Here is a 21,791-nt window from a genome sequence, read left to right as displayed (position 1 = left end):
GGTGTCCTCAGGAGGGGTCGAAGAGCACGGGTATCGCGGTGGCGCCTCGTTCGTAGAGGCCCACAAAACGTGGAGGTTCGGCGTCGGGGTCCAGGCGCAGATTCGGCAACCGGTCGAGCAACGCCGAGATGGCGACCGCCATCTCGGCCCGCGCGAGGTGCATGCCCAGGCAGATGTGGGCGCCCTGACCGAATCCCAGGTTCGGCCGCATCGGTCGGTGGATGTCATAGTCGTCCGGATGGTCCCACCGCTGCGGATCACGGTTGGCCGCACCGATATTGATGTGGACCACCGAGCCGGCCGGTATCTCGACACCACCGAGTTCGGTGTCGCGGGTGACCCATCGGGAGAACATCGGGTCGGTGGGCATCCACCGCACCGACTCCTCGATCGCCGGGCGTAGCAGGGCACGGTCCTGGCGCACCGCGTCGAGCATGTCCGGACGTTGCAGCAGCGCGGTGAGCGTCGTGCCCATCTGCTTCCACGTGGTACCGGACCCCGCGCCGAGCAACAGCAAGACGAATGAGTCGATCTCACGCTCGGTCAGCCGGGTGGTGTTGCCGTCCTCGTCGGCGATCTGCGCCTCGACGAGCACGCTGATCAGGTCGTCGTCGGGGTGCTGACGCCTGGCGGCGATCACCGGCCGGATCAGGTCGACGACCCGCTGCGGGTCGTGCGCCAGCGATGCCCGGATCTCGAGCGCCTGCTCGAGCGGGAGTCCGAAGCTGCCGGTGATGGTGAGAATCGGAATCGCCGCGCAGAAATCCACGTTGAGCTCGGCGCGTCCGTCGGCGGCGAACCCGTCGATCAGCATGTCGACGGTCTCGGCGATCCAGTTGTCGATCCACCACCTGCTGTTCGAGGACAAGAACGACGGTTGGACCAGGGCGCGGTAGCGCCGGTGCTGGGCGCCGTCCATGGACAGCATGCTGTTGGTGATCGCCAGGGGCCCGTTGTCCAGGTCCACCGGCTCCGCCGACGATGCGAACACCGCGGGATCACGATGCGCCACAAAGCCGTTCTCGTAGTCGAAGATGGTGAAGTGCGGTCGGTCCGGATACGGCAGGCCGTGAAAGTACATCGGCCCGGTGCATCCGGTCAGTTCATGAAGGATGCCCGGCAGCACGGGGCCTTGTTCGCGCAGCTGGTGCCAGACCGGATACGGATCGCCCTGATACGCGCCGCCGCTCAGCTCGTTGTACGAGCTGCGAAGGTCGAAGAGCTCCCGCAGCCGTCCCCGGTCGAGCGTGGGTGTCGCCGTCATCGCGCCACATACCCACCGTCGACGGGGAGCGCCACCCCGGTGATGTTGCGCGCGGCGTCCGAGACGAGGTAGAGCGCGGCTTCGGCGCAGTCCTCGGCAGTGATCGCTCGTCCCAGCGGGTGTTGCGCACCAACCTTTTCCGCGATCTGGGCCTGATGCTGCTCGTCCACCTGCAGGCCGCCCGCGGCCATGAATCCCGTCAGCGGCATCGCCGCGGGACAGATCGCGTTGACTCGGATCCCGAACGGTGCCGCCTCGACGGCCACGGCGCGGGTCAATTGCAGTACGCCGCCCTTCGTCGCGCCGTAGACGGTGCCGCCCCAGGCGACCAGGCCGGCCACCGAGCCGGTGTTGAGGATGACCCCGCCGTCGTCCTGCTTCTTGAACTGAACCACCGCGTGTTTGCAGCCCAGGAACACGCCGCCGAGGTTCACCGCGACGAGCCGGTTGAAGTCGTCGAGCGTGTGGTCCTCGAACGACATGCCCAGCCGCGGGGTGGGGATCCCGACATTGTTGAACATGATGTCGAGGCGGCCGAACCAGTCGACTGCCGTGGTGATCATCTGACGCACCTGGTCTTCGTCGGCCACGTCGACGCCGATCGGCACGGCCGTGCCGCCACCGGCCTCGATCTGGTTCACCGTCCCTTTCGCGCGCTCGAGATCGATGTCCGCGACGACGACGCGAGCCCCCTCCCGCGCGAAGAGCACCGCCGATGCCCGTCCCACCCCGGAACCGGCACCGGTGACGACGGCGCTCTTTCCGTTCAGTTTCACGCGATCACACCCCCGCAAGGACCGGCGGCTCGGCCGGGGTGAAGCGGTACAACCGCTCCGCATTGCCGCGGAGCAACTTGTACTGGACGTTCTCGGGCAGGTCTTTCATCGTGTCTCGGGCGACGTCGATGCAGTTGGGCCACGTCGAGTCGGAGTGCGGGTAGTCGGTCTCGCACATGATGTTGTCCTCGCCGAGCTCATCCAGGCTCTTGACCGCATGACGGTCCTCGATGATGCAGCCGAAGATGTGGTTGCGGAAGGTCTCCCGGATGTCGAGGGTGTCGAGATCGGCGTCGTTGCCCGCATGGCCCATGAACTTCGTCCCGCGCTTGACCCAGTAGCGCTGTTTGTCGAGCACCTGCTCCGCGCGTTCCAGGAAGTATGGCATCCACCCCATCTCCCCTTCGGACAGCGCGATTTTCAGGTTCGGATAGCGCTGGAACAGCCCGCTGAACAACCACGACAGCATAGTTCCCGAGGTGCGCGAGGCGCCCCAGGTCAGGTTGGCCATGAAGGGCGCGTCCTTGCAGATCTTGGGCAGCTGCGAGGACGAGCCGACGTGCATGCTGGCGACCATCCCGGTCTCGTTGGCCGCCGCCATGACCGGTTCCCAGTAGCCGCTCGGATCGTGAATGGTCGGCAGCCCCAAGGGTTCCGGATTCTCCGAGAAGGCAAACGACGTCACTCCCCTTGCCGCCATGCGTTCCATCTCCGTGGCCGCGAGCTTGGGATCCCACATCGGAATCAACATCAACGGGATGTATCTGCCGGGCGCGGCCGCACACCACTCTTCGACAAGCCAGTCGTTGTAGTGCTGAAGACATTCGAATCCAAACTCACGATCGCTGGCTTCCATGAAGAGTTGGCCGCAGAACCGGGTGATCGTCGGAAAACACAGCGATGCAAGCACACCCGAGCGGTCCATGTCCTCGACCCGGGCCTTGGCGTCATAACATCCCGGCCGCATCTCCGAGTACGACAAGGGCTCTGGACTGAACTCCTCTTTCGATTTGCCCACCACCGCGGACAAGCCCGAGTTCGGGTAGCGCTTGCCGTCGTAAACCCACATGTCCACCCCGTTGTCGTCGGGTTCCATGTGGGGTGCTCTGTCGCGGTCTTTGGACGCGACCCGATCGACCCATAGGTTCGGTGGCTCGAGGATGTGATCGTCGACCGAGATCAACCAATTCAGGTCGTAGGTGTTGGTGTTCGTCCCGTTACCGTTCGCGCTCATCGTGAAAGCTCCCCTATCGAGATGTGTTTGACTTCTTGGAATTCGCGGATGCCGTCGGGGCCTCGCTCGCGGCCCAGTCCGCTCTGCTTGTAACCGCCGCTGGGTGCGTACGCGGAGAACACGGCGGTGTTCACGTTGACCGCGCCGGTGCGCAGCCTGCGTGCGACGCCGACGGCGGCGCTGACATCCGCGCCGTACACCTGACCGGACAGTCCGTAGATGGTGTCGTTGGCGATCTCGACGGCGTGGTCGATGTCCCGGTAGCCCAACACCGCGATGACCGGCCCGAAAATCTCCTCCTGTGCGGCGGGATTGGCGTTGTCCGGTAGGTCGAGGACCGTCGGTTCGAAGTAGTAGCCGCGATCGAGGCCGGCCGGACGGCCTCCGCCGCAGACCACCTTGCCGCCGTTCTCCTCGGCGGCCCGCACGAGGCGTTCACACCGATCGCGTTGCGCCGCACTGATGACCGGCCCCATCGTGGCATCGGCCGAGCTGGGCGGGCCGACTTTGATGTTCCGATACGCGGCGCCGACCGCTTCGAGGACCTCGGCGCGCTGATGCTCGGGAACGAGCATGCGCGTCGCGGCGACACAGGCCTGGCCGGCGGTGCTCATCACGACCATGGCCGCCCCGACCGCGGCCCTGTCCACAGCGTCGGCCAGGTAGATCTGGGCGGATTTGCCACCGAGCTCCAGCGATACCCGTTTCACCGTCGGCGCCGCCTGGGCCAGGATCCTGCGGCCCGCGAGCGTGGAACCCGTGAACGACACCATGTCGACGGCGGGATGGCTGGTGAGTAGTTCTGCTGCGGCCGTGCCCGTTTCGGCGACAACGCTGAGGACCCCGTCGGGTAGGCCGGCCGCCTCGGCGGCCTTGGCGAAGATCAACGACGAGATCGGGGTGAGCGGGCTCGGCCGCAGGATGACCGAATTGCCGGCCATCAGCGCCGGGATGAGCTTCTGGAACCCCATGATCAGCGCCGCGTTGTACGGCGTGATGGCGGTGACCACGCCGACGGGCTCGTGTCGGCGAATGCTCAGTGCCACCCGCCCTCGTACGAGGTCGTCGACGGGGACCGGGCTGGGCTCCTCGTGCCGCATCGACGAATACAGCTCGATGGTCTGGCGGGCGATCCCGACACCCGCCCGCATCTGAGTCATGTCGGCGAACCGCGTCGGTTGCCCGGCCTCGGCCACCAGAGTCGGGACCACGGTCGCGGCGTTGGCCTCGACGTAATCGATGAACTCGTGCAGCGTGCGGGCCCGTTCGCCGACGGGCCGGTCCGCCCACACCCCAGCGTCGAAGCTGCGCCGGGCCTCGGCGATGGCCCGCTCGACCTCGGCGAGCGGCGTGACGGTGAGGTCGTGGACGTGGCTTTCGTCGGCCGGGTTCTCCACGCCGATGACTTCCTGCCCCGTGACCCAGCGGCCCGCGACGAAGGTGCGGTGCTCGTCGAGAATCGGCACGCCGCCCTCCCTCACTCACTGCGATTGTTGTGCGCACGTAGAAGTAGAACGTAACTCTCGTTTGACCAATAGTAAAGATTGTGATTAGACCATGTTGATGTTCTGATTTTAGATGTGTACTCTTCTCGTCACCGCAAGTGTGAGATTTCGGTCACATCCTAGGGGGTCGGGGTTGATCACCGCTAGCAGTTTGCGCGGATGCGCCCGAACCTGAAGCGCGCGCCGTGGAGTGCGGCGACCGAGTCGCGCCCGGTTGCCGCCGCTCCCGGGCGCGATTTCGGCGCACGCAGCTACCGGCGTCCCGTCATCGGGTTGATCGCCGTCCTCGGCACCGTCGCCGCGGTCGGCACCGCCGTTGCGATGTTCAACGGAGCCTTCACGCCGACCGCGCCGGTCACCGTCCTGGCCGACCGGGCCGGTCTGCTCATGGAACGCGGCGCCAAAGTCAAGCTCAACGGTGCGCAGATCGGCACCGTCGCAGCCGTCGATCAAACACGAGACGGCCGGGCGAAACTCACGCTGGCCATCGAACCGGCGCGGCTCGGCCTCATCCCCGACAACGTCCGCGTCGAGATCGGCGCCAACACCGTGTTCGGTGCGAAATCGGTCGAGTTCCTCCCGCCCGCGCACCCGTCCAAAGTGTCGATCCAGGCCGGGCAGGTACTCGATTCCGAGCACGTCACCGTCGAAACCAACACGATCTTCACCGAACTGAACTCCGTTCTCTCGCACATCGACCCCGTGCAGCTCAACGAGACCCTGGGCGCGATGTCGACGGCGTTCAGCGGCCGCGGCGAGACGTTCGGCCGGTCACTGACCGACTTCAACTCCTTCCTGGCCACGCTCGAACCGAGCCTTCCCCAGTTGAACCAGGAGCTGCAGCTGCTGCCCGACGTCGCGGCAGGCTACGCCGATGCGGCACCGGACCTGATGACGATCTTTCGGCATGCCGGCGCGATCAGTCGCACGCTCGTCGACGAGCAGTCGAACCTGGATCGCTTTCTGGTGTCGGCCATCGGGTTCGCCGATGCCGGCAACGACGTCATCGGCGGCAATCGGGAGGCGCTGGCCAACCTGCTACATCTGATGGTGCCCACCACCGATCTCACCAACGAGTACCACGACGCGCTCAACTGCGCGGCCACGGGGATATTGAAGAACTTCGTGGGTAAGCCTCCGAGCCCGGTGCCCGGCGTCAACGACATCGGCGCCCTGGTGCTGGGCATCGAACGCTACCGCTATCCGCAGGACCTGCCGAAGGTGGCCGCCACCGGCGGTCCGCAGTGTGCGGGCCAGTTGCCGTTGCGCTACAACGAATTTCCGTCGAAAGTGGTCGCCGACATCGGCACCAATCCGGCCCGGTACGGCAACCAGGGCCTTCTGCTGAACTCCGACGGCCTCAAGCAGTGGTTGTTCGGGCCCATCGACGGGCCGCCCCGCAACACCGCCCAGTACGGACAACCGGGATGAGCACGGCGGGCACCGCAGCCAAATTCGGCATTTTCGCGGTCGTCATGTCGGTGTTGACGGCGAGCCTGTTCCTCGTGTTCGGCGAGTTCCGCAGCGGGTCCACGTCTGGCTATTCCGCCGTCTTCGCCGATGCTTCCAGCGTGGAACCCGGTGACTCCGTGCGGGTTGCGGGCGTGCGGGTGGGCACCGTACGCGACGTGGTGTTGCGCCAGGACAACACGGTGGTGGTGGCGTTCGACGCCGACGACGACGTGGTCCTGACGACCGGCACCCGGGCTGCGGTGCGGTACCTCAACCTCGTCGGCGACCGGTATCTCGAGCTCATCGACGGGCCGGGGTCGACCCGCGTGATGTCCGCCGGCGCCCAGATCCCGGTGCAGCGCACCCTTCCGGCCCTGGATCTCGACCTTCTGCTCGGCGGCCTCAAACCCGTGATCCGCGGTTTGAACCCCACCGACGTCAACCAGCTCACCGGCGCATTGCTCCAGATCTTTCAGGGCCAGGGAGACACCCTGGATTCACTGCTGAGCAGGACGTCGTCGTTCTCGAACGCGTTGGCAGACAACAACGCAGCGTTGGAGAGTCTGATCGACAACCTCGATGCTGTGCTCGCCAATCTCGGCAGGGAAGGTGACCGGTTCTCCGGTGCCCTCGACCGCTTCGAGCGCTTGGCGACGGAACTGGCTGCAGACCGCGACACGATCGGCACCGCGATCGACTCCCTGGCCACCGGAACCGCATCCGTCGCGCATCTACTGTCCGGCGCACGTCCCCCGCTCGCCGCCACGGTCGATCAGCTCAATCGCCTCGCACCACAACTCGACGAGGGCAAGGGACAGATCGACGTCGCCCTGCAGCGGGCGCCCGAGAACTACCGCAAGCTGGCTCGGGTCGGTTCGTACGGCAGCTTCGTGAACTACTACCTGTGCGGTATCACGATCCGAGTCACCGATCTGCAGGGCAGGACAGCGGTTTTCCCCTGGGTCAAACAACGGTACGGGAGGTGCGCGGAGCCCGATGCTTAAGTACCGCGGAGCCAACCTGACCCGAGCAGGATTCATCGGGGTAGTGCTGATCGTTCTCGTCGTCGCCATCGGGCTGCAACCCGAGCGGTTGATCGCATGGGCCAGCGCCCTCACCTATCAAGCCGAATTCGCCGAAGCGGGTGGGCTGAGCCCGGGCAACGACGTCAAGGTTTCGGGGGTCAGGGTGGGCAGCGTGATCGACGTCGCACTCGGTGACCGTGGCGCAGTGGTCACGTTCACCGTCAAAGACGCCGTCCGCCTGGGCGATCAGACCACGGCGCATATACGGACCGGCTCGCTTCTGGGAGAGCGCGTCCTGACCGTGGAGCCGGCGGGCGGTGGCGCGATGCGGGTCGGCGAGGCCATACCGCAGTCCCGAACGGCATCGCCGTACTCGCTGAACGAGGCCGTCAACGACCTGACCACCAACGTCGCCGCCACGGACATGACCACACTGAACCAGTCGCTGGACCTGCTGTCGGCGACGCTCGATCAGGTGGCACCGCAGCTGGGCCCGACGTTCGACGGCCTCACTCGACTGTCGAGGTCGCTGAACAGCCGCAGCGAGAGGCTCGACACGCTGTTGAAGAACGCCGCAACAGTGTCCCAGGTGCTCGCGCACCGCAGCCAGCAGGTCAACACGCTGATCCTCAACGCCAACGAGCTGCTCGCTGTGCTCGTCGAACGCAGGCAGGCCATCAGCGAACTGCTGGCCAACACCGCGGCGGTGGCCCGTCACCTGACCGGCCTGGTCAAGGACAACGAGGCCGAACTGGCCCCCACGCTCGACCGCCTCAACTCCGTGACCGCGATGCTCGAGAAGAACCGCGACAACCTGTCCAAGGCGCTGCCCGGACTGAAGAAATTCGAGATCACCAGCAGCGAATCCGTCGCCAGCGGGGCCTATTACAGCGCGTTCGTGCCGAATCTGATTCCGCCTCAGTTCCTTCAGCCGTTCTTCGACTACGCGTTCGGCTTCCGGGCCGGGGATCCGAACATGCCTCGCGCACTGTTTCCGTGGCCGCGCAACGGCATACCGGGGGGCTCGCGATGAGGTCGACCGTCAAGCGGCTCCTGCTCGCGCTGCTCGCCGTCCTTCTGGTCGCCGCCACGGTCATGCTGGTTCGCCAACTCTACTTCCCCGCGCAGCGGATCACCGCGCACTTCTCCTCGGCGACCGGCCTCTATCCCGGCGACGACGTCCGCATCGCCGGGGTGAAGGTCGGCGCGATCCGATCCATCACCCCGCGGGCCACCGATGCCGAAGTGGTCCTGGAAGTCGATCGTGGTATCCGGGTGCCCGCCGACGCGAAAGCCGTCATCGTCGCGCAGAACCTCGTCGCCGCGCGTTATGTCCAGTTGGCCCCGCTGTACCGGACCGGCGAAGCGCGTATGGGCGACGGCGGGGTGATCCCCCGGTCCCGCACCGCGGTGCCGGTCGAGTGGGACGAAGTCAAGGACCAGTTGTCCAGGCTGGCAACCGAACTCGGACCACACAACGCGATGTCGACAACGTCGATGGGGCGCTTCATCGAGTCCACCGCCGACGCCATGGAAGGCAACGGAGAAAAGCTGCGACAGACGTTCGCGCAGCTGTCGCAGCTGGCGCGCATCCTGTCCGACGGCAGCGGCGACATCGTCGCCACGATCGAGAACGTGCAGACCTTCGTCACCGCGCTGCGTGACAGCGGCAACGACCTCGTCCTGTTCCAGGACCGCCTGGCGACCTTCTCCACCGTATTGGACGACAGCAGAAGCGATCTCGATGCGACCCTGTCCGAACTGGCGGTCGCCGTCGGCGAGGTGCGACGGTTCGTGGCGGGAACCAGGGACAAGACCGCCGAACAGGTCCAGCGGCTGGCCAACGCGACTCAAGTGCTGGTGGACCATCGGCTGGACGTGGAGAACATTCTGCACGTCGCGCCGACCGCATTCGCCAACGCGTACAACATCCTCAACCCGAACGTGCCCGGCGCTCTCGGCACCTTCGTGTTCAACAACTTCTCCAACCCCGTCGCATTCATCTGCGGCGCGATCGGGGGCATCGCCAACATCACCGCCCCCGAGACGGCGGAGGTGTGCGCCAAGTATCTCGGGCCCGCGTTGCGGCTACTCAACTTCAACTCACTGCCCCAGCCGCCACTGAACCCCTTCCTGATGCCCGCCATCACCCCCGACAAGCTGGCTTACACCGATCCCGCGTTGGCCCCAGGCGGGCCGGGTGGCGCCTCTGTCGGACCGGAACAACCGCCGGCGGTCTCGGCCTACGCCGGTGTGCCCGGCCCGGTCCACATGCCGGGTCCCGCGCCGGCCCACTCGCCGCCGCCCGGACCGGCCCCGGCGCTGCCCGACCTTCTGCTTCCTGCCGAAGCGCCACCTGCGGTCGATGGGACCCCACCGTGAGCGCGGCGAAGCTGTGGCGCGGCGCCGCTGCGGCTTCCTGCGTCGTGGTGACGGCCGCGGCGTGCGGATTCGAGGGCGTGAACTCGCTTCCGCTTCCCGGGGCGGTCGCCAGCGGCCCGGATAATGCGATCTACCATGTCCAGTTCACCAATATCGGGACGTTGGAATCGAATTCACCGGTGATGATCGACGACGTCGTCGTCGGCAGTGTCGGCACCCTCGATGTGCACGACTGGGTCGCGAACGTCGAGGTGCGTGTCCGGCCCGATGTCGTGGTGCCCGGGAATGCGGTGGCCACCATCGGGCAGACCAGCTTGCTCGGCTCGATGCATGTGGCGCTCGACCCGCCGCCGGGACAATCTCCGACCGGTCGATTGACGCCGGGCTCGACCATCGCACTCGACCGGACCTCGACGTATCCATCGACAGAACAGACGCTTTCGTCGCTGTCGGTCGTGGTCAACGGCGGTGGGCTCGGGCAGATCGGCGATTTCGTCCACAGCGCTGCCACGGCATTGTCCGGTCGCGAAGGTGACGTCCGGGACCTCATCACCCGCCTGGACACCTTCGTGGGAACCGTCGATGAGCAGCGGGACCGGTTCAACTCCTCGATCACCGAACTCGACCGCTTCACCGCTACCCTGGCCGCCCAGGAGGATGACATCACCGAAGCGCTGCGCACTGTCCCCCCGGCCATGGACGTCCTGCTGGAGGACCGCGACCAGCTCATCACCGCAATGCGTAAACTCGGCGAATTCAGCGACACGGCAACAGATATCGTTAATACCTCCGGGGATGACCTGGTTCGCAACCTGTCGAATCTCGATCCGACGTTGCAGGCGTTGGCCGATGTCGGACAGATCGGGCCGGTGATCGCCTACCTACCCACCTTTCCCTTCTCTCAGAATTTCGTGGACCGCGCCATCCGTGGCGACTACATCAACATCTTCGCGACGATGGACCTCACCGTGCCCCGCCTGAAGCGATCGTTGTTCCTCGGAACCCGGTGGGGCGATCCGAACGCGGCGCTGATCCCGGCGCCGGGCGACCCGGTGCACCTGAACTACACCTACGAACCGCTGAGCCTGGGCCTGAGCACCCCTGCCCCAGTCGGTGATTCGGGTGATCCACCCATGACGGCGCCCGTGCGGGCCGAGACGCCCCCGCCGCTGCTGCCGGTCACACCGCCTCCCTTTGACGACGCCGCACCTAAGACATCGATTTTCGCGGGCCCCTTCCCGGGCGGGGGCGGCTGATGCTCACCAGGGCCGTGCGGACGCAACTGATCGTGTTCACGATCGCGTCGGTGGTCGCCATGACCGCAATGGTTTTCGGCTATCTGCGGGTCCCGACGTGGTTCGGCATCGGTCACATCACCGTCACCGTGGAACTGCCGGCTACCGGCGGGCTGTACCGATTCGGCAACGTGACCTACCGCGGCGTGCAGATCGGCAAGGTCACAAGTGTCTCCCCCACCGCGACCGGCGCCACCGCGACGCTGTCCCTGCGGTCCGCACCGAAGATTCCCGCCGATGTGCAGGCGAGCGTGCGCAGCGTGTCGGCCGTCGGCGAACAGTACGTCGACCTGGTGCCTCGTGCGGACGGGCCGCCGTTTCTTCGCGATGGCGCGGTGATCGCCGAGCCGGACACCACGATCCCGCTGCGGGTGGGTCCGGTGCTCGACGAGTTGAGCGCAATGGTGAAGAGCGTGCCGAAGCAGGCGTTGTCCGATCTGCTCGACGAGTCGTACCTGGCGTTCGACGGTGCGGGTTATGACCTCGGGTCGCTCATGGATTCCGGATCGCGGATCGCCGCCGACAGCAAGGCCACCGCGGAGCGCACCCGGATCCTGATCGACGACAGCGCACCGCTGATCGACTCACAGGCGCAAAGCACTGATGCGCTTCGGAACTGGGCACGCAGCCTGGCCGCCGTCACCGGACAGATGGTCGACAACGACGCCGACTTCCGGACCCTGCTCGGCACGGGTTCCGACGCCGCCGGTGAGGTCTCTCGCCTGCTCGAGCAGGTCAAACCGACGCTACCCGTGTTGTTGGCGAACCTCACCACCGTCGGCGAGGTAGGCGTGACCTACAACCCCGCGCTGCGGCAGCTGCTGGTGCTACTCCCGCCCTATGTCGCGGGTTTCGGGTCTTTGTCACAGCTCAACAACCCGCTCGGTCTGTCCTACGGTGGCTTCTCGCTGATGAACGGTGACCCGCCGGCCTGTACGGTCGGTTTTCTGCCACCGTCCGAATGGCGATCACCCGACGACGAGACCGTGATCGACACCCCGGACAACCTGTATTGCAAACTGCCGCAGGACTCCCCGATCGCGGTCCGCGGCGTGCGCAACAACCCGTGCCTGTCCAACCCGGGCAAGCGGGCGCCCACCGTCGAAATCTGCAACAGTGACCGGCCTTTCGAACCCACCGCGATGCGCCAGCACGTCCTGGGTCCGTACCCCTTCGACCCGAACCTCATCGCCCAGGGCGTCGCACCCGACTCCCGGGTCGATGCGGACGAAAGGATCTTCGCCCCGCTCGAGGGCACGCCGCTGCCTCCCCCGGTCACACAACCACCCCCCGCGCCGGCGCCGCCTCCGGCGACACCGAATGCGTTGCCCGACAGCGCACCTCATGGCGTCGCCGCGGCGACGGCCAACTACGACCCGCGGACCGGGCGCTACGTCGGCGGTGACGGCCAGGTCTATCAGCAGACGGACCTGAGCCCTGGCGGCGAGCCTTCGTCGTGGCAGGATCTGCTTCCGCGCTGAGTCAGTTCGCGGAGTATGCCACCACGCCGCCGAAGTGGGGCGCCGCTTGGCAGGCCAGGCCGATCGACGCGGGGCGCTGCCGCTCGCCCGCCCGACGAGACAGCTGCAAGTAGCACTCGAGCATCTGCGGAACCCCGTGCATGCGGCCGTTACCCAGCGCGCCGCCACTCGTCAGAGCCGGCACGGCACCCGGTCTGTCGGCGTCGATGCCACCGTCCTGGACGAACCGGTGTGCCTCGCCCACGGGGCAGATGCCCAACACCTCCAGCCAGAACCACACGAGCGGGGAGAAGCCGTCGTAAACCTGCGGCAGGTCCACGTCCTCGATCGTCAGACCGGTTTGCCGCCAGAGTCTTTCCACCGTGGCGAACCCTCCGGCGAAGATGTCGTCGAGCGGCCAATGCAGCGGTAGCCGCCGCGGACCGCCGACACTGTTCGCAAAACCCGACACATACACCGGTCGGTGCGGTGAATCGACCGCACGATCACCCGTCGTCAGCACGAACGCGGCGACACCGTCGACCGGGATGTCGCAGTCGAGCCGGCACACCGGATCCACCAGTGGCGGTTCGGCGAGATACTGATCTGTGGTCAGCGGACGGCCGTACCAGTACGACCACGGCAGTTTCGCGCCGTTCTTCCGGGCTTCGGTGACAACCGCAGCCATCGACTCGCGGCGGGCACCGAATCGCTGCAGGTATTCGTTGTACGGCAGGGCAATCATCGCCAGCGGCCCGAAGAAACCCTGCGGCGCGGTCCACTGCTGCACACCGCGGGCTTCGCGCATCGCGCTGCCGTGATAACTACCGGCCGGATTGTGCAGGGCGCGGTGCACGACGACGTAGTCGGCCGCTCCGCTGACCAACGCGTTGACCGCCATACCCACCGACCCGGAGACCTGGCCGATGCCGTCGAACCCCGCAACGTAGCGGGGTTCGCCACCGAGGCTGCGCGCCAACCACATCGACGAGACGATGCTGACACCGTCGACGGGCTGATGCCCGCCTGCGCTCGGCAACATGCTCGATCCGATATAGCCGTCGACCATCTCCACCGCCAGGCCCGCATCGGCGATCGCGGCACGTGCGGTGTCCACGGCCACCGCACCCAAGGGACGAGCCGCCCGGCGCTCGATCGTGCTGTGCGCATATCCGACGATGGCGACCCGGTCGCGGTGGGTCACGGCGCCAACTCGAATGCCGGTACGGCGATTTCGGCGCTCACGTCCTCGAAGACCACCGATACTTGCGCGCCGATGCTCAGTGCCGCCTCGTCGGCGCCCAGCAGGCGGCCGATCAGCCGCAAGTCGGGCTGTTCGGCCAGCTCCACATCGACCAGGACGAACGGCACCTCGAAGCCGGGCAGAAACGACTTCCGCACAACGGTCCACGACCGCACCACGCCCCGCCCACTGACCGGCGCGAACACGTAACGCGGGTCGGTGCTTCCGCACGCCACGCACAACACGTCAGGAGGCAGTGTGAGGGCCGCGCACTCCGAGCACCGTGCGACCGTCAGGACATGCCGGGCGGCAGCGGCCCAATACGGCGCCGAAGCCTCGTCGGGAACCGGCAACGGTCGCTGCGCGGTCACGGGATGACGCCCGCCTCGGCCAGACCGGTGATACGGTCCCAGTCGTATCCCAGCTCCAGCAGCACCGCCTCGGTGTGTTCACCGTGCTCGGGCGCACGGCGCAATTTCGGCGGCTGTTCATCGAATTGCACTGGGACCGTGGGTAAACGGTACGCAACATCGTCATCGATGACGACGTCGCCGACGTAGGAGTTGGCCGCCACCTGTGGGTCGTCGATCACCTCACCGATGGTCTGGATCGGCGACCACGGCGCGTCCAGCGGCGCCAGCACCGCCTTCCACTCCTCGAGCGTGCGCTCGCCGAACAGCGCGTCGAGTTCGGCTATACACGCGGCGGCGTTGACGCGCCGGGCGGCAAGGTCGGAAAAACGCGGGTCGTCGCTCAGGTCCGGCCGGCCGACCGCGCGACAGAAGTCTTTCCAGTAGCGGTCGCCCTGCAGGAACATCAGCTGGACGTGGCGCTCATCCTTGGTCCGATAGGTCGCGGTCAACGGGTTCACCAGCGGGCCGCGGCCCCGGATCGGTTGCGCCTCACCGCCGTTGAGGGCGGCAAGCAGATCCGAGGACAGCATCCACATGGCGGTGGCCAACAGCGAGACGTCGACCACCGAGCCCGTTCCGGTGCGGGCCCGTTTGAGCAGCGCGGCGGCTATGCCGAACGCGAGCGCCATCGCACCGTTGCGGTCTCCCATCGCCCCGCGCTGGCTGATCGGATAGTCCCGTTCGGCCGGGGTCAGCATGTGCCCGACGGCGCCGCGCGCCCAGAATGCCGAGCTGTCGTAGCCGGGCTGATCGGCGTCGGGGCCGCGGACCCCGAACCCGTGGCCACGGGCGTAGACCAGATGCGGATGGCGTTCGCGTACGGTGTCGGCGGCCAGCCCCAGCCGTTCGAGTGCGCCCGGGCGCAGGCTCGTCAGCAGCACATCGGCCTCCGCGAGCAGATCGTCGAGCACCTCGAGGCCCCGCGGCCGGCGCAGATCCAACGCGATCGACCGCTTACCCCGATTGGCAAGCGCCATCGATAGATTGACACCGCCGCGGTCGGTTCCGATGCCCTGCGTGGCCAGCCCCCGGTAGGGATCGCCGTCCAGCCGCTCCACGCGCACCACGTCGGCGCCCCAATCGGCCAGCAGTGCGCCGGCGACCGGAACGAACACCCACTGCGCGAGTTCGACGACGCGGATGCCGTCGAACGCGCCCCCGACATCGGTCATTTCAGACAACTGCCCGCATCGATCGGGAGCGGAACGCCGGTGATGTATCGGGCCTCGTCGGAGGCGAGGAAGAGCACAGCGTTGCTGATGTCGACCGCCTCGACCCACGGAATCGGCAGCATGTGGAACATCTGGCAGATCGGTTTGATGTCGTCGGCACCGGGGTTCTCCAGATCGGGACGAAACGCGCGGTAGGTCGACTCGTTGAGCAACATGTCGGTGCCGACGTGGGTCGGGTGAACCGAGTTCACGCGAATACTGAACTGCCCCAATTCGACCGCGAAGGTGCGCATGAGTCCTACGACACCGTGTTTGGCGGTCACGTAGTGGCCAACATGCGGATAGGCCTTGAGGCCGCCCACCGAACTCGTCATGATCACCGATCCGCCCCGGCCTCCCGCCTTGATGTGGGGCACAGCGGCTTTGACCGATTTCCAGACACCGGACAGGTTGACATCGATCGTCTGCTGCCAGCGGGCTTCGTCCATCTCATCCAGCATCGCCCCCGGGGTGCCGATGCCCGCGTTGGCGATCACGATGTCGAGTCGACCCAGTTGCTCGACACCACCGTCGAGGGCGGATTTCAGCGCGTCGAAGTCGCAGACGTCGACCTCCGCGGTGACAACGCGACGATCCAACGCCTTGACCATGTCGGCGGTCTCGGCCAGGTCGGCGGGAGTCGACCCCGGTTCGGGGGTGTTGTCGATGTGCGTGCAGATGTCGACCGCGATGATGTCGGCCCCCTCCTCGGCCAGCCGGACCGCGTGACTGCGGCCCTGCCCGCGAGCCGCACCGGTGACGAAGGCCACCTTGCCCGCAACGCGTCCCGTCATCGAAGCCTCCTCACAAGCCGTGAAACCGACGAACTTTCTGCCGTACCAGGTACTTCTGCACCTTGCCGCTCGCTGTGCGCGGGAAGTCGTCGACCTGGTGCAACTCTTCGGGCCATTTCTGACGTGCCATCCCGGCGGCTACGAAATGCTCGCGCACCTCGTCGCGGGTCGGCATGGGCCGGCCGGGCTTGAGCCGCAGTACCGCTGCGACCCGCTCACCGAATGCGCGGTCGGGCGCGGCCACCACGACGGCCTCGGCGACCGCGGGCAGTCCGAGCAGCGCCTCTTCGACTTCGATGGCGCTGATGTTCTCGCCACCGCGGATAATCACGTCGGCCTTGCGGTCGGTGATGGTGAGGTACCCGTCCTCGTCGAGGACTCCGACATCGCCGGTGTGGTACCACCCCTCGGCGTCGAACGCCGCGGCCGACAACTGCGGGTCGAGGTAGCCCAGGCACAAATCCGGACCGCGAGACAGGATTTCACCGTCGGAAGCGATGCGGATCTCGACTCCGGGACGCGCCGGGCCGTCTGTGAGGAGCCGCTTCTCAACGGGGGCGTCGGGCCGCGACCCGGTGATCGACGGATGTTCCGTGCTGCCGTAGGACCGTGTCACGACCAGTCCCAGATCGGTGAGCCGCCGCATCACCGCAACCGGCACCGCCGAGCCGCCCAGACCCAGATAGGGCATGTACCGCAGGTGCTCTTCGGTGAACTCGGGGTGGTCGAGCAGGCTGGTGATGAAATAGGTTGGTCCGCCGCCGAAACCGACTCCGTCGCGCTTCATCAGGGCCAGCACCAGGCCGGGGTCCCACGTGTCGCACAGGTGTACCGGCACTCCTTCGAGCACCGGGCACAGGAGTCCGCCGAGCATTCCGATGAAATGCCCCACCGGCAGCGCCATCACCGAACCGGCCGGGTTGGGCGGGTGGTTGGCCGCCAGTTGGCGAATCTCGAAGCCCAGCGACTGATGGCTGTGCACAACGCCCTTCGGGTCCCGGGTGGTTCCCGACGTGAACGCGATCAGCGCCGGCTCCGCAGGGTCCGCCTCGAGCACGCCCGCCATGGGGACCGGCGACAGCAGGTCGTCGAAATCGAGGCCGACGACACCGACGACCGGAACGTCCGCGACCAGATCGGGGTGATACGTCATCCGGCCGAACTCCGTCGCCGTGATGAAGACCTTCGGCGCAGCGGTGGTCAGGATGTGCCCGAGTTCCTTGCGCCCGTAGAAGTGCACGATCGGCACCACGACGGCGCCGAGCAGCGTGGCCGCCCAGAACGTCGCGGCCGCCTCCATCCAATTCGGCAGCTGGAAGGCCACCACATCACCCGGTTGCACGCCGCGCGTCCGCAAGCCCTCGGCGAGCCGCCGAGCGACGGTCTCCACGTCACCGAACGTCCCGGTGTACGGGCGGGACGACGAGTAGACCCGGAACGGCAGCTCCGGGTGAGCGGTCAGCGCCTCCGCCAGCGATGCGCCCAGCGTCTCGGGCAGCCACCAACCTTCGGCTTCGTAGCGCCTGCGAAGGTCGGCGGGGATGACCCGGGTCGCTTCGTTGAATACGCTCGTCACTGCGGGAACTCGTTTTCCGGTGCACGCGGCTGCAGATATCGGACGCGAGCATGACACGATCCGGCTGGGGTCGGCCGCGAATTCAGCGGACCCGGCGGATCGTGCACCAACGACGGCACCCCCTGAGGTGGCAGCACAGCTGCTGCCGATGGCGGCCAGTGGACGCGTGAGATCATAGCAACGCTATTGCTTGACGAGAGTCATATTCTACTTTTACATCGGTAAAGATCGGCCCCCATGGCTCGGCAACGCCCGCGTATCGGAGCCGAAGGGCCGACCGGCCATAGACTCGGGGCCATGAGCGGACCCATCGGTCAGCTGACACGGGGTACCACCGGCTACAACCGGTTGCGCCGCAGTGACCGCTGGCTCGTGCATGCGCCGCAAGTCCGGGCCGCGCTGGCGGCTGCCGAAGATCCGCTGGTCATCGATCTCGGTTACGGCGCCCTGCCGGTGACAACGCTCGAGCTGGCCGCCCGATTGCGGCGGGTGCGCAACGATATTCGGGTCGTGGGGCTGGAGATCGATCCAGACCGCGTGCAGACGGCGCAGGCGGCGGAGTCGCGGGTCGTCCAGTTCGGCCTCGGCGGCTTCGAGTTGGCGGGGATGCGGCCCGTCCTGGTGCGGGCGTTCAACGTGCTGCGGCAGTACCCGGTCGAAGCGGTGCACGAGGCGTGGTCGACGATGCAGCGACAGCTCGCGACCGGCGGCCTGATCGTCGACGGGACCTGCGACGAGCTCGGCCGGCGTGCCTGCTGGATTCTGCTGGACGACAACGGTCCGGTGAGCCTGACGCTGGCGTGCGACCCGTTCGCGATTGAACGACCGTCCGATCTGGCCGAGCGGCTGCCGAAGGCACTGATCCACCACAACGTCGACGGTCAGCCCGTGCATGCGTTGCTGACCGCCGCCGACCGCGCGTGGGCCAGCGTCGCGGGCCATGGTGTGTTCGGCCCGCGGGTGCGGTGGCGTGCGATGTTGGAGCTGTTGCACGACAACGGTTTTCCTGTCGTGCCGGCGCGCCGGCGGATGCGCGACGGAGTGTTGACCGTACCCTGGTCGGCCGTCGCGCCGATCTGAGACCGGCTACGCCGGTCCGGGCTTGCCTGCCAGCACCGGAACGCCGTGCTCGATCTCCTCTGCGGTCACATCGAGCGCGTCGTCGACGTCCTTGGCCAGCTGGATGTCCAGCCCACGCAGATGCGCCGGCGCGGTCAGCAGCGATACGGCGACGTAGGTCACGATTGCCGCGGTGAACGCGATGAACGTCGGCCAGCCGTCGAAACCTGCTGGGACGAGGTCGTTTTGGACATAGAGAATGCTGTTGTCGACGCCGTAGATGGTCGGCGTCAGCAGGAACAGGACGAGCCGGACGACCAAGCCCACCCCCATCGCGGCGATCGCCGCGGCGGTGGTGCCTCGCCGCCACACCAACCCGAGGATGAAGGGCACGACCAGACAGGCCAGCAGCAGGTCGAACGCGAGGGTGAGCAGGATGCCGGTCTGTTTGACGTAGATCGCGAACGCGATCGAGAACACCGTCATCGGGACCATCGCGACACGGGTCGCACGCAACAGCGGATCGCGCTGCCCCGGCACGTGGACACGGCGGCTACCGCCGAGGTTGCGAACGCAGACGTTCGAGATCGCCAGGATCGCCCCGTTGGCGGTGCTCATCGACGCGCCGACGAGCCCGCACAACACGATCACGGTCAGCACCGTCGGAGCGTATTCACCGAGAAGCACGAAAAGTGGTGGGCCGTCGAGCTCTTCGGGCAAAAATGTCTTGGCGGCCAACACCACCAGGCCGAACGGCACGCAGATCGCGACAGTGCCGGTGGCCGCGACGAAGCACGCACGACGCGCGCTCGTGGGTGACTTGGCGGCGAACACCCGCTGCATGAAGTCGATCGCGACGATGTCGCCGATGCCGAGAGCGATCAGCGTGGCCCAGTTGATCACCGCACCCTGCGCCGGGTCCGACAACTGTCCGAGCGCCAACGGACCCGTGCCCTCGGCGATTTCGAAGGTGTGCGTGGAGGCCATCCACACCAGCATCCCGATCGCTCCGATCAGGATCAGCGACATCTGGATGATCGCGGTGTAGGCGTCGGCGATCAGCCCACCGGTGCCGGTGTAGGCCACCGCGATTCCCGCGATGAGCACGACGCCCAGCCAGTACGGCATGCCCAGGAAGTAGTTGAACAGGAAGCCACCGGCAACCAGGTTGCCCGCCACCAGCATGCAGAAGCCCACCGCCAACAGCGCGGAAGCGCCGACCTCCACCGACCGGCCGAATCTCAGGCGGTAGTAATCGGGGAACGACGTCAACCCCATACGGTTCATCGGTTTGGCGAAGAACACGCCGGTGATGGTCAGGCACAGGGCCAGGCCGAGCGGCAGGCTCGCGCCCGCCCAGAAGCCGAACTCGTAGGCCAGGTCGGTATTGCCCAGCGTGGCGTTCGTGTCGACGGCCGATCCCATCAGCGCGCCGCCGATCAGCCAGTAGGGCAGCATGCGGCCGCCGACAAGGAAATTCGAGCTGTCGCCTTCGATGCGTTTGGACACGTAGAAGCCGACGGCCACGACGACGACGATGCTGACGGCCACACCGAGAAGAATCATGTGGAGCTCCTATGCGCGATGGAGTCTCCCGGGCTTTTCTCCCGCCGTGGAACGGACGCCGCAGTCCGCCTGCGCCTCTCGGACCAGGCCCGCATGATCGCGGCGGAACCCTAGGCGCGCCTCACAGCCGAGTGTGAGTCGTCGACCAGATAAGCCGCGCGTCGTTACGGCCGACCGCGTCCCGTGTTAACGCTTTGTTTCGATTCAAGTGGCGCATCGACGGTTTCGGACCAACAATGCCCGCAGGAGCCGTGTCGGCTCCCCGGACGAGTGTGCCGTACCCGGTCAGCGACAAGACGGCACATCAGGAGCACCCGTGACAGAAAGCAACCAACCCCTCAATGCCGAGGGCGCCTGGGCTCAGCAGGCAGAGGCCCGCTTGTCCGACCGCCGCGAACGCGAGGAGATCGAACGCAGCCTGACCTTCGGCCTCGAAGCCGCCCCGACGATCAACGACCGCCGCATCTCGACGTTCGTGCGCGGCGAGTTGCCGCACTTCGCCGGCGAGCGGGGCACGTTCCTCAAGTGTCCGTTCGTCGAGGACGTGAACCAGGTCGACGACGCCGAGGTCGCGATCTTCGGCGTCCCGCTCGACGCGGGCGCCACCTACCGTCCCGGCACCCGCTTCGGCCCGCAGGGAATCCGGCGCTCCACCAACCTCTTCGGCACCTACAACTACGAGTCCGGTGTCGATCTGCGCGAGCAACTCAACATGGTCGACATCGGCGACGTGTTCACGATTCCCGGAAATCTGGAGAAGTCCTTCGACCAGATCAGCCAGGCCATGGCGCATGTGGTGAGCAAGGGTGTGATGCCCGTCGTGCTCGGCGGCGACCATTCGATCGGTTTCCCGACCATCCGAGGGATGGCCCCGTACCTGGACGGCAACGTCGGAATCATCCATTTCGACCGCCACGTCGACACCCAGGAGACCGACCTCGACGAGCGGATGCACACCACACCGTGGTTCCACGCGACCAACATCAAGAACGCTCCCGCCACCAACCTGGTGCAGATCGGTATCGGCGGGTGGCAGGCGCCGCGGGCGGGCGTCAAGGTCGGGCGCGAACGGCAGTCGACGGTGATCACGGTCGGCGACGTCGAGCGGGTCGGTGTCGAGAAGATCGCCGAGATGGCGCTGGAGATCGCGTGGAAGGACGCCAAGGCGGTGTACCTGTCCTTCGACATCGATGTGATCGACGCCGGGTTCGTTCCGGGTACGGGCTGGCCGGAGCCCGGCGGGCTGTTGCCGCGCGAGGCGCTGAACCTGGTCAAGATGGTGTCCGAGCCGGGGCTGGCCGGTATCGAGGTCGTCGAATGCTCACCGCCGTACGACTGGGCCGAGCAGACTGCGTTGTTGAGCTCGCGGGTGATCCTCGACAGCCTTGCCGCCCAGGTGCGCTCCGGCAAGCTGGGCAAAAAGGCCGCCGCGTTGCCCCGGCCGGCGTGGGGGCCGTAGCCGACGGCCCTTTCGCCGAGACTGCGCTATTTGACGAAATTCGCCCTGTTTCCGTCAGAAACCGTAGTTTCGCCGAT

General features: G+C 66.7%; 18 protein-coding genes and 2 riboswitches. Of the genes, 8 read left to right on the top strand and 10 right to left on the bottom strand.

Features of this window, described 5'->3' with window-relative positions:
- Positions 1-7 precede the first annotated feature (7 nt).
- Genes AU197_RS04190 through AU197_RS04175 form a run of 4 tightly spaced genes read right to left on the bottom strand, consistent with a single transcriptional unit; the run spans position 8 to position 4,740 of the window.
- Positions 8-1,264 carry a cytochrome P450 gene (locus AU197_RS04190; protein WP_064401268.1) on the bottom strand — a complete coding sequence of 419 codons (1,257 nt, stop codon included), beginning with the start codon at positions 1,262-1,264 and terminating at the stop codon, positions 8-10.
- The gene (locus tag AU197_RS04185) at positions 1,261-2,040 is read right to left on the bottom strand and encodes an SDR family NAD(P)-dependent oxidoreductase (protein WP_064401267.1); all 780 of its coding nucleotides are present in this window, start codon (positions 2,038-2,040) and stop codon (positions 1,261-1,263) included. Before AU197_RS04185 ends, AU197_RS04190 begins: the two co-directional genes overlap by 4 nt.
- Positions 2,041-2,044: 4 nt before the next feature.
- Positions 2,045-3,274: an amidohydrolase family protein gene (locus AU197_RS04180; protein WP_064401266.1), complete on the bottom strand. Its 1,230-nt coding sequence runs from the start codon at positions 3,272-3,274 to the stop codon at positions 2,045-2,047.
- Complete coding sequence (locus AU197_RS04175) at positions 3,271-4,740, bottom strand: aldehyde dehydrogenase family protein (RefSeq protein ID WP_064401265.1); 1,470 nt, start codon at positions 4,738-4,740, stop codon at positions 3,271-3,273. The genes AU197_RS04180 and AU197_RS04175 overlap by 4 nt, the downstream gene beginning before the upstream one ends.
- Before the next feature lie 198 nt (positions 4,741-4,938).
- On the opposite strand from AU197_RS04175, the gene AU197_RS04170 reads away from it, so the two are divergent.
- From AU197_RS04170 to AU197_RS04145, 6 genes are read left to right on the top strand one after another with little or no spacing between them, the layout of a single operon-like run.
- A complete protein-coding gene (locus AU197_RS04170) occupies positions 4,939-6,210 on the top strand; it encodes an MCE family protein (RefSeq protein ID WP_064401264.1) in 1,272 nt (423 codons plus the stop codon).
- A complete protein-coding gene (locus AU197_RS04165) occupies positions 6,207-7,235 on the top strand; it encodes an MCE family protein (protein WP_064401263.1) in 1,029 nt (342 codons plus the stop codon). Before AU197_RS04170 ends, AU197_RS04165 begins: the two co-directional genes overlap by 4 nt.
- Positions 7,228-8,289: an MCE family protein gene (locus AU197_RS04160; RefSeq protein WP_064401262.1), complete on the top strand. Its 1,062-nt coding sequence runs from the start codon at positions 7,228-7,230 to the stop codon at positions 8,287-8,289. The genes AU197_RS04165 and AU197_RS04160 overlap by 8 nt, the downstream gene beginning before the upstream one ends.
- A complete protein-coding gene (locus AU197_RS04155; RefSeq protein ID WP_064401387.1) occupies positions 8,286-9,638 on the top strand; it encodes an MCE family protein in 1,353 nt (450 codons plus the stop codon). The genes AU197_RS04160 and AU197_RS04155 overlap by 4 nt, the downstream gene beginning before the upstream one ends.
- Positions 9,635-10,894, top strand: coding sequence for an MCE family protein (locus tag AU197_RS04150; RefSeq protein ID WP_064401261.1), 1,260 nt, complete (start codon positions 9,635-9,637; stop codon positions 10,892-10,894). The genes AU197_RS04155 and AU197_RS04150 overlap by 4 nt, the downstream gene beginning before the upstream one ends.
- Positions 10,894-12,414 (top strand): MCE family protein, encoded by a 1,521-nt coding sequence (locus AU197_RS04145; protein WP_064401260.1) that lies wholly within the window; start codon positions 10,894-10,896, stop codon positions 12,412-12,414. The genes AU197_RS04150 and AU197_RS04145 overlap by 1 nt, the downstream gene beginning before the upstream one ends.
- Position 12,415: 1 nt before the next feature.
- Here the strand turns inward: AU197_RS04145 and AU197_RS04140 are convergent, their stop codons facing one another.
- The 5 genes from AU197_RS04140 to AU197_RS04120 are packed head-to-tail and all read right to left on the bottom strand — an operon-like array spanning position 12,416 to position 17,630.
- A complete protein-coding gene (locus tag AU197_RS04140) occupies positions 12,416-13,597 on the bottom strand; it encodes a thiolase family protein (RefSeq protein WP_231744819.1) in 1,182 nt (393 codons plus the stop codon).
- Complete coding sequence (locus tag AU197_RS04135; RefSeq protein ID WP_064401259.1) at positions 13,594-14,007, bottom strand: Zn-ribbon domain-containing OB-fold protein; 414 nt, start codon at positions 14,005-14,007, stop codon at positions 13,594-13,596. The genes AU197_RS04140 and AU197_RS04135 overlap by 4 nt, the downstream gene beginning before the upstream one ends.
- A complete protein-coding gene (locus AU197_RS04130; protein WP_064401258.1) occupies positions 14,004-15,221 on the bottom strand; it encodes a CaiB/BaiF CoA transferase family protein in 1,218 nt (405 codons plus the stop codon). Before AU197_RS04130 ends, AU197_RS04135 begins: the two co-directional genes overlap by 4 nt.
- Positions 15,218-16,054: a mycofactocin-coupled SDR family oxidoreductase gene (locus tag AU197_RS04125; protein WP_064401257.1), complete on the bottom strand. Its 837-nt coding sequence runs from the start codon at positions 16,052-16,054 to the stop codon at positions 15,218-15,220. The genes AU197_RS04130 and AU197_RS04125 overlap by 4 nt, the downstream gene beginning before the upstream one ends.
- Positions 16,055-16,064: 10 nt before the next feature.
- Positions 16,065-17,630 (bottom strand): AMP-binding protein, encoded by a 1,566-nt coding sequence (locus tag AU197_RS04120; RefSeq protein ID WP_064401256.1) that lies wholly within the window; start codon positions 17,628-17,630, stop codon positions 16,065-16,067.
- A 297-nt stretch (positions 17,631-17,927) separates the two neighbouring features.
- Between AU197_RS04120 and AU197_RS04115 the strand changes: the two genes are divergently transcribed.
- Positions 17,928-18,710 (top strand): hypothetical protein, encoded by a 783-nt coding sequence (locus tag AU197_RS04115; protein WP_064401255.1) that lies wholly within the window; start codon positions 17,928-17,930, stop codon positions 18,708-18,710.
- Between the two features lie 6 nt (positions 18,711-18,716).
- Here the strand turns inward: AU197_RS04115 and AU197_RS04110 are convergent, their stop codons facing one another.
- A complete protein-coding gene (locus AU197_RS04110) occupies positions 18,717-20,255 on the bottom strand; it encodes a high affinity choline transporter 1 (protein WP_064401254.1) in 1,539 nt (512 codons plus the stop codon).
- A gap of 23 nt (positions 20,256-20,278) precedes the next feature.
- Positions 20,279-20,380, bottom strand: a riboswitch (guanidine-I (ykkC/yxkD leader).
- 117 nt (positions 20,381-20,497) lie between these two features.
- Positions 20,498-20,561, top strand: a riboswitch (guanidine-III (ykkC-III) riboswitch).
- Between the two features lie 10 nt (positions 20,562-20,571).
- On the opposite strand from AU197_RS04110, the gene AU197_RS04105 reads away from it, so the two are divergent.
- Positions 20,572-21,714 (top strand): agmatinase family protein, encoded by a 1,143-nt coding sequence (locus AU197_RS04105; RefSeq protein ID WP_064401253.1) that lies wholly within the window; start codon positions 20,572-20,574, stop codon positions 21,712-21,714.
- Positions 21,715-21,791 lie beyond the last annotated feature (77 nt).

The sequence above is a fragment of the Mycobacterium sp. IS-1590 genome (assembly GCF_001500025.1).
Lineage (GTDB): Bacteria > Actinomycetota > Actinomycetes > Mycobacteriales > Mycobacteriaceae > Mycobacterium.
Note: the sequence above shows the minus strand (reverse complement) of the source record. Positions and strands in the feature narration are given on the sequence as shown.